The following is a 9,777-nucleotide window of genomic DNA, read 5'->3' as shown; positions in this document are numbered from 1 at the left end:
GCTTACCTCCCGGAGATCCACGCCGGCGTGTGGTCTGGCTTGACCTGCTGTTGATTGGCGTCGGTCACCTTGGCCTGCGAGACGACGAACGCGTATTGCTGGTAGGCCGCCTTGGCCATTTGCGCGCCGTCGTCGCCCTTGATCATCGGCCCGGCCAGATAGGAGGCGAGCAGCCACGACAGCGCTTCGTTGAATCCCGGCGAGAACCGGGTGGTGTCGGTGACGCGGGCGACGTAGCGCAGCGTGGCGTCGTCCTGGTTGGTGTAGAGCACCCGCGCGCCGCTGGCGGTCGACTCGATGTCGAAGTCCTGCGTCTCGGCGTCGTTGGTGGTGCCCGGCGCCAGCACGGCGAGGCTGACGAGCGCGTCGTTCGGCAGGCCGTAAGCAAAGCTCCACCCCCAGCTCTCGACGTCGAGCGGTGCCAGTGCCACGCGCCGGGAAGCAAAGCGCCACGGGTGGGCCTCGAGCACTGCATCGCGGGCGATGGGGTAGAACCGCGCGCAGTGCTCGGCCTGCGCGGAGCCCTCGGGCGGGTTGATGCTGGAAACGGTCGCCGGATCGCCCAGGCGGGCCAGCGCCAGATTGCACAGATCGACTTCAGATGCCATGTCAGTGCCTCACGAAAAAACAGGGGCACAAGGCCCCTGAATGGTCACGCCGCCACGGAAAGCGCGGTCCGCCCGGTTACGCCTGCTTGGCGTCCCCGGCCTGTTCCTTCGGGGCCTGCTGGCCGCCGGCGGGCTTGCTGCCCTTGACCGGCGTGAACCAGGAAGCCTTGGCACCACTCGGCACCTCGAAGACGTCGCCCGGCTCGCGGAGCTTGCCGAAGTAGCCGGTCTTGATTGCTTCAACCTTCATCGCTTACCCCCATGAAGTCGTGCCCGGAAAGCGGTGGTAGTCCTCGGCCACGATGGTCGAGTCGATGTGTTCGGGGTTCAGGCGCGGGGCGTTGAGCCCCTTGTCCTGAATCTCCGCTTCGATCGCTTGTTCACTCATTCCGAGTCACTCCTTACGCGATGTTCGGGCTGTTCGGCTGCGGGTCGTTCTTCTGCACGCCGGTGACGATCTGTGCGGAGAACTTGCCGGCGGTCAGCGGGCCGGTGCCCACGGTGTAGTTGACGCGCGCGTAGCGGCGCAGGCCGACCGGCATCGGGATGACGATCTGCTCGCCCGCGGCGAGATCCGCCTTGCCGATGGCCTTGGTCAGCGCCACGTCTTCCCACGCGCTGTTGTCGGCCGAGTCCTGCACGGCCATCTGCACGGTCGCGGCGCCGGTGGCGGCCGCGGCTTCGTCGACGGTGACGACCATGTAGGTCGCCTGCGCGCCGTTGCCCGGGTTCGGATTGGCCTGGCCGAAATCGACCACGTCGGTGGACGGGGCGGTCGAGGTGACCGCCTGCGCGTCCGAGACTTGGAGTGCCTTGTCGATAATCATGTCGCTATTCCTCTAGTGTCGGGGGCCGATCAGGAGACCTGGTCCTCGGTGAGCAGCAGGGCATCGGTACGGCGGCACGGTACGCCGTCGAACGCGACGACCTTCTTGCCGGCGATCTCATCCATGGTCAGGGTGGACGCCGCGACCTTGTTGGTGATCTGCCGGCGCAGCACGCTGCGGATCTTGCGCGGCATGTAGAACACCGGGCGGCCCATGCCGAGGTTCGGGATCAGCTCGAGCGCCTGCGACATCAAATCAATGATGTCTGCACCGCCGCTCGCGTCCTTGGTCAGGTCGGAAATGTCGATGTTCGCGACACGGACCACGTAGCGCCAATCGCGCAGGGTCAGGCCGTTGTCCCACTTGTAGTGGCTGCGGTAGCCCTGGTAGCGGCCGCCGTTGGTGTCCGACAGGGTTTCCTCACCCAGGTCGCGGTGGTTCAGGCCAGCCTGCGAGCCCTTCGGGTAGATGCCGTGGCAGGTATTCGGACCCCACACCACCAGCCAGATGCTGGCGTTGTCGCTGCCAATGCCTTGGGCGTCGATGATGTTCTCGCCGTTCTCCGCGCTCTTGTCGGAGTAGCGCGGGGCGAGGCCCATGAACTTTTCCGGGTCCTGCGAGGAATCGCCGTAGAACAGGGTCGTCGCCATGGTCTGGTTCAGGCCCTCGAGGAACGCGCGGTCCTCGCTCATGCGCCAGGCGGCCGAGTTGCCGTTGAGATCGGCGAGCGCCTTGTCCACCTCGGCATACGTCTCGAGCATGCCCATGGTGTCCTTGACCGGTACGGTCTGCGACTTCTCGGGCTGCACGCCGTAGTTGAGCTTGCGCCAGGTGCCGGTCGGCAGGCCGGAGCGCACGGTGGTCTTGTGCTCGGTGAAGGAGTTGGCTTCGATGAACGTCATGTCCTCCAAGACTTCGTTCGTCTCGTTGAGCATTTCGACGATCTGCGGATCAATCTTGCCGTCCTCCGTCATGCGGGCGGCGAGATCGGCCAGGGTTGGGTTGGTCGTTTTCAAAGTACCCATCGTTCAGTTCCTCACGGGTTCATGTTGGATGCTGAGTACAGGCTTCGCGCATCGCCGCCCTGGGCGCTGCGGGTCTGTCCGTTGACGAATTGATCCTCGCTCATGGCCTTACCGGCCCGGTAGAAAGCGCGGATCATCTCGGGGTGGCTGCCCAGCCCCGACTCGTTGAGCAGTGACTGCAGCTCGGGCGTGCCGAACTGGTCGAGGGCCGTCTTGGCCACGGCGAGGTTCTCCTGCAGCTTCTCGCCGCCGAACTCCTCGTCCTTCTGTGCCGATTCGGTCCACTCGGCGCGGGCCGCGTCCAGCCGCTCGGCGGTGCGCTGGTTCATCACCGGCGTTACGCCGTCGAGCAGCTTCTGCGCGTCTTCCTGCGACAGGCCGAGCTCGCGGGCGGTCTCGGAGTAGGCCTCGATGACCTTGTCGTCGTACTCGACGCCCTCGGGGGCCTCGAACTCGTACTGTTCCGGCGGGCCTTCGGACTTCTCGTCGTCCTTCTTGCCGTCCTTGCCCTCGCCTTCTTCGCCCTCGGCCTTGTCGCCGCCCTGGTCGGATTCGACGGTCGCGGCATCGTCTTTGCCGCCCTGCTCGTCGCCGGTGGGCTGCTGACCTTCTGCCGGCGGCTGGCCTTCGGCACCTTCGGTGGTCGCCGCTTCGTCAGCCGGTTCGGTCATCAGTGTCTCGGTCGTCATCGGTCATCTCCCTCATCATTTGGGGGTAGCGGTCGGGGCACAGCTCGTGGATGCGGGCCAGTACCCGCAGCCCCTCGTTGCGTGCGCCCTCGCGGAACGCCATCACCAGCGGCTCGGTGTCGAACGACAGCCGGAACACGCCGGCCCGGTCGAGTATCCGCCAGGCGATCCGTCGCCCTTGGCGGCTTTCCATCAGCCACTTGAGATCCGCGTCCTCGGTCTCGCGGGCGAGTCGACCGCGCAATTCCTTGTCGCGCTGATCCCGGTCCTGTGCCGGAATGTCCGTCGGGTCGAACTCGCTCATGCGGCTAACCTATCGGCACTTGCCGTTGGTACGTGCACCATCAGGTGTACCCGCTGAACGCGCGGGTCACGTCGGTCAGTGCGTTCTTGCCCTCGGTGTCGGCGCTGGCGAGCTTCTGCGCGGTGTCTGCACCTTGCGCCATCGCCTCCTGCTGCTGGGCCTGCTGCTGTGCCTCGGCCCGCTGCTTGCGGATCAGCGCGACCTTGTCGTTCGGGACGATCAGGTCGGGGTCGATGCCGAGCATGTCGCTGTAGGCATCGACCCACTGGTCGGCGTCGAACTTGTCGAGCACGTCGGGCTTCATCTGCGCGATGGCGCCGAGGTTGCCGACGTAGCGATCCACGGAATTGGTGGCGATGGCGCGCTGCGCCTGGGCGAGCATCGAGACGTAATCGACGTTGAGCTCCATGCCCTGCATCGCTTCGGGCGGCTCGGGCACGATGTCGGCCTCGACCATGCGCGCGAATGTGTTCTCGATCAGCGGGTCGAGGATCTCGTTGTGCATCCGCTCGAGCACCGGGCCGATCATCAGGAGCTTTTCCTCGTGGCGCTCGGCGACCTCGGTGGCGGTCATCTGCGGGTTCTGGCCGTTGGCCAGCATCAGGAACAAGTCGGCGTAGAAGGCGCTCTTGATCCGGCCGCGCACGTCCCGGATGTCCTCGAGCAGGTAGTTGAGGTCGAGATTGACCTCCCACGAGGTGCGGATGCCGCCGTTCGGGTTGGCCGCATCCACGAAGGTCACGCCGCCGGGCAGGGTATTGACGTCGCGGTTCTTCATCGACGTGGGCACCTGCAGGGGCGGCTTGGTCTGGTAGTCGATGCCCTGGGCCTTGCGCAGTTGCTCGTGCTGCAGCTGCTTGAGATCCCCCAGCGCTTCCATGCCCGGGCTGTTGCCGTAGATGTCGCCGCCGGTGATCGCCCAGCGCGGTGAGAGCACGGGGAAGTCGCGGTAGCCGGATTCGCGCAGGGGCGATTCGTCGTTCTGCCCCGCCTCGAGGTAGACGCTACGCCACGGCATGTTCTTGTCGTCGCGCTTGTTCGGGTCGCGGTGGGCGCGCGGCTCGATGGCATGGAGCACGGTTACCCACCCGTCGAGCTTGCCCTGGTCGTACATGCCACGCACGGTCGGGCTCACGTTCTCCTTGCCGAACTGCCCAACCATCTGCGCCACGGTCATCTGGAACTCGCGATAGAGCGTATCGACGCGGCCCTTGTCGCTGGCGGCGATGGCGTACTCGCCGGCGGTGAGCGTGTGGTGGTGGAGAATGCTCTGGAAGTCCGGCTGCATGACGCTCGACGCCGTGCCGAACGTGCCCATCTCCTCGTACATCGAGTGGAGCGCCCGGTAGGTGTTCGACTTGGCGAATACCATCTGCATCAGGCGCGTGACGTCGGCGAGCCACTTCTTGACCTCGGCCGACTCGTCGAGCTCGGGGATCGAGGTGGTCAGCCGGAACCACGGCCGCGCCGGGCTGGTCATGCCGGCCATCATTCCAGCCGCCAGCACGCGCAGCGCCAGCGTGCCGGTGTTGTCGTAAATCTTGTTGTGGCGCGGGTCGCCCCGGTTGCGATCGGACACGAAGAAGCGCCCCGACCGCGGCAGTAGGTGCTCGCTGATGTCGCGCCAGTGGTCGACCCAGCTGGACCGCTCGTTCTTGAGCGCGCCCCAGCGGGCGTTGATGCGGTCGCGCTGTTGCTCGTCGCTCACGTCATTCCCCCAGCAGCGACTTCTTGCCGAGATTCAGCTTGTCCTGCTCCACGCCCTGCGGCCCGGTCAGCATGGTGCTGCCGGTGCCGGCCTTGGCCATCTGGCGCGCCCCGGAACTCGAGCCGCTGGCGTTCGCGCTCCGCTGCCGCGCACGGTTCGCGCGCTCCTCGGAAGCCTTCGACCGCTGGGTCGCTGCGCGCTCCGCCTGTACGGCCTGCTGCTCCATCGCCGTCGCCTGCTTCTCGGCGGCGGCGGTCCGCTGCTTCGCTTGCTCCCGCGCTTTCTGCGCGGCGTCCTTCTGATCGCCCGCCGCTTGCTTCGACGAGTAGGCGGAGTACGCGCTAACGGCGACCGATGCCACGGCCGTGATTGCTCCACTCATGATTTCACCTCTAAGGCTCTGCGGGACATCAACCGGTCCGCTTCGTCTGTGAACTCGGCTTCGGCTTCGGCCACCGAAGTCGCTTGTGTCGGGAAAAGCATCGTTGCCTTGGTATCCGTGAGGGTCCGGCAAATGCTCTTGCGCCCGGCCAGGCCGGACAACACGCGGTATCCGTTGACCTCGATCGCATCCGACCCGGTGTGCAGCCAGCAATGGCCCTGAATCACCAGGACCGTGCCGCATCGGGTCAGCGCGCCGGTGACGATCGCGCCGGCGGGCATATGCAGCGTCCGCGCGTACATGCCGGCGTGCAGCAAGTGGTCGGTCTGCAGGTCGAGCTGCGGCATGTCCGCGAGTGCGCCCTCGATCTCCCGCGTCGAGGCCAGGGCCGACGAGTCGAGGGGCTTGAGGTCCGCGGCTGCCAGCTCATTCATCGTCGAGCACCCGCAGATAAACGCGATTCGACTCGCGGTAGCCGCGCCGTGGCAGCACGACGGACAGCGCGCTTTCCGCCGGCGCGGTCGCCATGACGTGCTTGAGCCCGTAGTGGCGCGCCAGCCCCTCGGCGGTGCGCAACAGGCGCAGCCCGATCCCGCCGGCACGGTGCGACTTGGTAACGAAAAACGTCTCGAGCGAGGCGAACGGAACGCCGAAGTGCGGCACGGACGAGATCAGCACGAAGCACATGCCGACCAGCGTCTCGTCGTCCCACGCGCCGAAGCAGTGCAGGTGCCCGGCGGCCTCGAGCTGGCGATACTGCTCCCACTGCGGGTTGGCCGGGCCCATCTCCGGGACGCCGGCCTCCTCGACGTACTCGGCCACCAGCGCGTCGATGGTCGGCGCTTGCTCGATGTCCGCCACGCGGCAAGATCGGATCGCAGTGCTCATGCCGGCGAGTCTCGCGCAGGGGTTGCGCGGTACGTGCACCATCAGCCGTACGGGTCGTAGTCCTGGGTGCTGGGTTGGTGGCCCATCGAGGCGATCACGCTGCGCTTGGGCGTGTCGAGCAGGGCGAGCACGTAGGCACTAGCAAAGTCTGGCGACCGGCCGAGGCGCTTGACGATCTCCTCGCGGCTTTCCACCTGGATGGTCGAGCCGGACAGCGACCACGTCGGTGCGCACAGATCCGCGAGCAGCTCACGCGATGGCGGCAGCGCAATGCCGGTATTGTTCGCCGGGTCCAGCGCCTCGCGGAACTTCCACCACAGCTCGGAGCGCAGATTGCGGAAGCGCAACCGGCCCGACTTGTCCGTGCTGGTGGGTGACTCGGCGACATTGACGCCCACCACTTGCTGATTCGTGTCGTGCAGGAAGTCGTAGGGTGACGAGCCCACACCGATCACGTCGATATGAATCACCGCGTCATCACGCTTGGCGGCGATGGTCAGACCGGCTACCGATGGGCCGTCGGGCGTGGCCTTGCCGGCGTACTCGAGCGGCTCGTCAAACCACATGCCGTGCCGGCGGGCGATGATCGTCTGGTCGCGCCCGCCTCGCGCCACGTCCACGCCGAGAGAATCCATCGGCTCGATCTTGTTGGGCTTCTCCCAGCGCGCTTGTGCCGCCTCGACCCACGCGGTGGGGATCACCTGCCACGGGTCGTCTTCCATGCCCGCCTGGAAGTCGCCGTGCAGCATCTGGCTGCGCAGCGGCTCGGGCAGGGATTGCAGCGTCGACATGTAGCCGGTGCCCATCAGGAACGGGTTATCGGCAATGCGCGACGGGATGAACGTGCGGCTGGTCGGCTGGATCGTGTCGCCCTCGTGCTCGAAGGGCTCGCCGGTCGGCACCTCGATCTCCTCGCCGTCGATCATTGCAAACCAGCGCAGCTCGCCCGGCTCGGCGGGGTTCGAGTGCTTGCGGTCCAGCCACGGGGCGAAGAAGTCGACGATCCAGCGGCCCTCGGCCGTGGTCGGCGGGTTGAAGGTGAGCAGCGCCTGGCAGTGCTGCTTGGGGTCGATCGAGCGCAGCCAGCCGAGCAGCGCGCGGACTTGGGATTCGAGGAAGTTGGCCGCCTCGTCGAAGACCAGCAGGTCGTGTGGCCGGCCCTGGTACTTGTTCCAATCATCGAGGTTGGGCGTCGAGCCGAATTCGATTTGTCGGCCCTCGAGGCGCCAGATGCGCTCGGCCCCGTTGAATCCCTCGCGCCCGCCGAGGATCTCGGTGAATCGGTCAATGATGCCGGTGAGCTGGGTCGCCTCGCGGCGAAGGATAAGGATCTTCTGGTGGCGGGTGAGCGACTTGCCGCACGCAAGGTCCGTCTTGCCGCCACCGGCTGCCCCGCCATAACCCACGATGTCGGCCTCGGAGAGATACGCATCGGTCTGGGGGCCGGGCAGCGGGGTCCAGATCGGCGCATGCGCCAGGAGCTTGTCGATCTCCTTGCGCTCGGCCTCGGTCAGGTAGGGCAGCAGCGCCTCGACTTCTTCGACCTTCACGCCTCGCCCTCGTCGTCAGTCGACTCGCCGTCCTTACCTTCCTGTTTCGCCTTGCGCTGGTTCGCCAGGGCGAGCAGCCCCGCGAGCTTGGTTGCCCGTTCCGTGTCGTCGATAGCCACCGGCCCGCCGTTCGCCCCGGTCAGCTCGAGCGACGAGCGGTCGCCGTATCGCTTCGGCGCGAGCTTGGAGAGATACCACTTGCGCGTATCAACGCGCAGTCGGCTGCGTTGCTGGTGCTCGCCGTTGAACCGGTAGCCGGGATTTTCCGGGTCGTTCTTCTCGACCCAATCGTTCGATCCGTCGTCCGCGATGTCGAGTAGCTCGTCGGCCATCGCATCGAGCCCGGCGTCCCTCGCTCGCGCGTAGTGAGCGGCGAAACCATGACGGTCGTCGACGTACCACTGGCGCACGGTCGAGGCCGGTGGCATGCCCTTGTCGCGACAGATCGAGCGCAACGTCTCGCCCTTGGCCATCCGGTCGCAAATCTTGTTGGCCACCGGCCAGCTAAACGTCGTCTGCCCGCCGCGTGGACGCTTGGTCTTCGTCTTGGTGCTGGTGCGCTTCGTAGTCATGCGCGCCAGTAAAGCGCCTTATGCCGGAGGCACGTGCACCCGTTTCTCGCGCTCGGCCGGCTGGGCCCGTCGCTCGTAGCGACAGATCCGCCCGACGCAATGCACGGAGACCTCGAACTTGTCCGCCAGCTGCGGGTAGCTCATGCCGTCCTCGTGCAGCCGGCGCATCAGCTCCACCTCCGTATCGGTCAGCCGCGAGTGCGGGTGATCCTCCCCAACGCGCAGCCCGCGCAAATTTACGCCGATCGTGCGATGCATCGCCCTCCCTCCTCTACAATCGGTGGTACGTCCATTTGAAAAGTGGTGCTGGGATGCCCGAGAAACACCCGTTCCCCCTGCCGCTCGCGCTGATCGTTGCGGCCATGCTGGTGCTGGCGGTCGCCCCGCTGCCCTACGGCTACTACACGTTGCTGCGAATCGTCGTGACCGGCGCGCTGGCGTGGGGCGCGTTCGTCGCGTACTTCGAAGGCCCGGAAGCCTTGCCCTGGGTGCTTGGTCTGGGCGCGCTGCTGTTCAACCCGTTCGTGCCCGTCCATCTCGACAAAGAGATTTGGATGGTGATCGACCCACTCACCGCCGTGGTCGTGCTGGTCGCCTGGTGGCTGCTGCGGCCGAACCGTCGAATCAAGGAGGAAATCCGCCATGAATGATCTCGTCACCGTCATAGTCTTCGCCGGCCTGATCCTTTGGTTGCTCGTGGATCTGGTCGTCTACCTGATCCGGCCGCGGGACAAGAAGCCCGACGCCGATTGGCTGAACCAGGAGCAGAAGAAACGCGAAAAGGAAGCGCTGCGACAGAACGCCCGGCGCAAGGCCTGGGAAGGGAAGTGATATGGAAGAACGGATTTACTACGTAGGGTGGTTGCTGGTTTCGTTGGTCGCGTACACGGTGCTGCGCCTTGGGTGGTGGCGCCCAAAAGACAGCGACCCGGGGGACTACGTGTTCATAGCTGCTGGTCTCGGCCTGTTCTGGCCGATCTTGCCGCTCCTGCCCGTCGTCCTTTTCTTCGAGCGACGAAAGCACGAAAAACGCCGCTAGGCGCTCCCTTCTGCACGTTCGCAATTCTTTGCACGAACTGTTACCCCAACGAAACGCTGTTACCCCTCTGAATCCGGCAAAGGGGTAACACCCTGAAACCACGGCATGGCGGGCGCTGGTGGCTATTTCGGCCGTCGGTGTTACCCCTGTTACCCCTTTTCGCCCTATGTTTGGGTGAGAATGCT

Annotated in this window: 16 protein-coding genes; 2 read left to right on the top strand and 14 right to left on the bottom strand. The window is 65.8% G+C overall.

Annotation, left to right across the window (positions count from 1 at the left end):
* Positions 1-2: 2 nt before the first annotated feature.
* The 14 genes from ABGV18_RS10215 to ABGV18_RS10150 form a co-directional block, all read right to left on the bottom strand.
* A complete protein-coding gene (locus tag ABGV18_RS10215; RefSeq protein ID WP_396585943.1) occupies positions 3-608 on the bottom strand; it encodes a hypothetical protein in 606 nt (201 codons plus the stop codon).
* A gap of 76 nt (positions 609-684) precedes the next feature.
* Positions 685-858 carry a hypothetical protein gene (locus tag ABGV18_RS10210; protein WP_396585942.1) on the bottom strand — a complete coding sequence of 58 codons (174 nt, stop codon included), beginning with the start codon at positions 856-858 and terminating at the stop codon, positions 685-687.
* Between the two features lie 3 nt (positions 859-861).
* Complete coding sequence (locus ABGV18_RS10205; RefSeq protein WP_396585941.1) at positions 862-996, bottom strand: hypothetical protein; 135 nt, start codon at positions 994-996, stop codon at positions 862-864.
* Positions 997-1,009: 13 nt separating this feature from the next.
* Entirely contained in the window at positions 1,010-1,435 is a 426-nt protein-coding gene (locus ABGV18_RS10200; protein ID WP_396585940.1) for a Bbp16 family capsid cement protein, read from the bottom strand.
* A 29-nt stretch (positions 1,436-1,464) separates the two neighbouring features.
* Entirely contained in the window at positions 1,465-2,460 is a 996-nt protein-coding gene (locus ABGV18_RS10195) for a major capsid protein (protein ID WP_396585939.1), read from the bottom strand.
* An 11-nt stretch (positions 2,461-2,471) separates the two neighbouring features.
* Positions 2,472-3,149: a hypothetical protein gene (locus tag ABGV18_RS10190; protein WP_396585938.1), complete on the bottom strand. Its 678-nt coding sequence runs from the start codon at positions 3,147-3,149 to the stop codon at positions 2,472-2,474.
* The gene (locus ABGV18_RS10185) at positions 3,115-3,453 is read right to left on the bottom strand and encodes a Bbp19 family protein (protein WP_396585937.1); all 339 of its coding nucleotides are present in this window, start codon (positions 3,451-3,453) and stop codon (positions 3,115-3,117) included. Before ABGV18_RS10185 ends, ABGV18_RS10190 begins: the two co-directional genes overlap by 35 nt.
* Positions 3,454-3,493: 40 nt before the next feature.
* Positions 3,494-5,161 carry a portal protein gene (locus tag ABGV18_RS10180; RefSeq protein WP_396585936.1) on the bottom strand — a complete coding sequence of 556 codons (1,668 nt, stop codon included), beginning with the start codon at positions 5,159-5,161 and terminating at the stop codon, positions 3,494-3,496.
* 1 nt (position 5,162) lies between these two features.
* Positions 5,163-5,543 carry a hypothetical protein gene (locus ABGV18_RS10175; protein ID WP_396585935.1) on the bottom strand — a complete coding sequence of 127 codons (381 nt, stop codon included), beginning with the start codon at positions 5,541-5,543 and terminating at the stop codon, positions 5,163-5,165.
* Entirely contained in the window at positions 5,540-5,977 is a 438-nt protein-coding gene (locus ABGV18_RS10170) for a hypothetical protein (protein ID WP_396585934.1), read from the bottom strand. The genes ABGV18_RS10175 and ABGV18_RS10170 overlap by 4 nt, the downstream gene beginning before the upstream one ends.
* On the bottom strand, positions 5,970-6,431 hold the full coding sequence (locus tag ABGV18_RS10165; protein WP_396585933.1) for a GNAT family N-acetyltransferase: 462 nt from the start codon (positions 6,429-6,431) through the stop codon (positions 5,970-5,972). Before ABGV18_RS10165 ends, ABGV18_RS10170 begins: the two co-directional genes overlap by 8 nt.
* A gap of 41 nt (positions 6,432-6,472) precedes the next feature.
* On the bottom strand, positions 6,473-7,981 hold the full coding sequence (locus ABGV18_RS10160) for a hypothetical protein (RefSeq protein WP_396585932.1): 1,509 nt from the start codon (positions 7,979-7,981) through the stop codon (positions 6,473-6,475).
* Positions 7,978-8,553: a terminase small subunit-like protein gene (locus tag ABGV18_RS10155; RefSeq protein WP_396585931.1), complete on the bottom strand. Its 576-nt coding sequence runs from the start codon at positions 8,551-8,553 to the stop codon at positions 7,978-7,980. The genes ABGV18_RS10160 and ABGV18_RS10155 overlap by 4 nt, the downstream gene beginning before the upstream one ends.
* Positions 8,554-8,571: 18 nt before the next feature.
* Positions 8,572-8,811, bottom strand: a complete 240-nt coding sequence (locus ABGV18_RS10150; protein WP_396582839.1) for a hypothetical protein — start codon at positions 8,809-8,811, stop codon at positions 8,572-8,574.
* 53 nt (positions 8,812-8,864) lie between these two features.
* Here ABGV18_RS10150 and ABGV18_RS10145 point away from each other — a divergent pair, with 53 nt between their 5' ends.
* Both ABGV18_RS10145 and ABGV18_RS10140 read left to right on the top strand, forming a co-directional pair.
* The gene (locus tag ABGV18_RS10145; RefSeq protein ID WP_396582841.1) at positions 8,865-9,203 is read left to right on the top strand and encodes a DUF6804 family protein; all 339 of its coding nucleotides are present in this window, start codon (positions 8,865-8,867) and stop codon (positions 9,201-9,203) included.
* Positions 9,196-9,384 carry a hypothetical protein gene (locus tag ABGV18_RS10140; RefSeq protein WP_396582843.1) on the top strand — a complete coding sequence of 63 codons (189 nt, stop codon included), beginning with the start codon at positions 9,196-9,198 and terminating at the stop codon, positions 9,382-9,384. The genes ABGV18_RS10145 and ABGV18_RS10140 overlap by 8 nt, the downstream gene beginning before the upstream one ends.
* Positions 9,385-9,777 lie beyond the last annotated feature (393 nt).

Source organism: Guyparkeria halopsychrophila (genome assembly GCF_044582135.1).
Classification (GTDB): Bacteria; Pseudomonadota; Gammaproteobacteria; order Halothiobacillales; family Halothiobacillaceae; genus Guyparkeria.
This window is presented reverse-complemented; position numbering and strand designations above follow the sequence as displayed.

Excerpts from the sequence above, each read along its gene's own strand:
- ABGV18_RS10215 (WP_396585943.1), bottom strand. The coding sequence starts at position 608 with ATGGCATCTGAAGTCGATCTGTGCAATCTGGCGCTGGCCCGCCTGGGC.
- ABGV18_RS10210 (WP_396585942.1), bottom strand. The coding sequence starts at position 858 with ATGAAGGTTGAAGCAATCAAGACCGGCTACTTCGGCAAGCTCCGCGAG.
- ABGV18_RS10205 (WP_396585941.1), bottom strand. The coding sequence starts at position 996 with ATGAGTGAACAAGCGATCGAAGCGGAGATTCAGGACAAGGGGCTCAAC.
- ABGV18_RS10200 (WP_396585940.1), bottom strand. The coding sequence starts at position 1,435 with ATGATTATCGACAAGGCACTCCAAGTCTCGGACGCGCAGGCGGTCACC.
- ABGV18_RS10195 (WP_396585939.1), bottom strand. The coding sequence starts at position 2,460 with ATGGGTACTTTGAAAACGACCAACCCAACCCTGGCCGATCTCGCCGCC.
- ABGV18_RS10190 (WP_396585938.1), bottom strand. The coding sequence starts at position 3,149 with ATGACGACCGAGACACTGATGACCGAACCGGCTGACGAAGCGGCGACC.
- ABGV18_RS10185 (WP_396585937.1), bottom strand. The coding sequence starts at position 3,453 with ATGAGCGAGTTCGACCCGACGGACATTCCGGCACAGGACCGGGATCAG.
- ABGV18_RS10175 (WP_396585935.1), bottom strand. The coding sequence starts at position 5,543 with ATGAGTGGAGCAATCACGGCCGTGGCATCGGTCGCCGTTAGCGCGTAC.
- ABGV18_RS10170 (WP_396585934.1), bottom strand. The coding sequence starts at position 5,977 with ATGAATGAGCTGGCAGCCGCGGACCTCAAGCCCCTCGACTCGTCGGCC.
- ABGV18_RS10165 (WP_396585933.1), bottom strand. The coding sequence starts at position 6,431 with ATGAGCACTGCGATCCGATCTTGCCGCGTGGCGGACATCGAGCAAGCG.
- ABGV18_RS10155 (WP_396585931.1), bottom strand. The coding sequence starts at position 8,553 with ATGACTACGAAGCGCACCAGCACCAAGACGAAGACCAAGCGTCCACGC.
- ABGV18_RS10150 (WP_396582839.1), bottom strand. The coding sequence starts at position 8,811 with ATGCATCGCACGATCGGCGTAAATTTGCGCGGGCTGCGCGTTGGGGAG.
- ABGV18_RS10145 (WP_396582841.1), top strand. The coding sequence starts at position 8,865 with ATGCCCGAGAAACACCCGTTCCCCCTGCCGCTCGCGCTGATCGTTGCG.
- ABGV18_RS10140 (WP_396582843.1), top strand. The coding sequence starts at position 9,196 with ATGAATGATCTCGTCACCGTCATAGTCTTCGCCGGCCTGATCCTTTGG.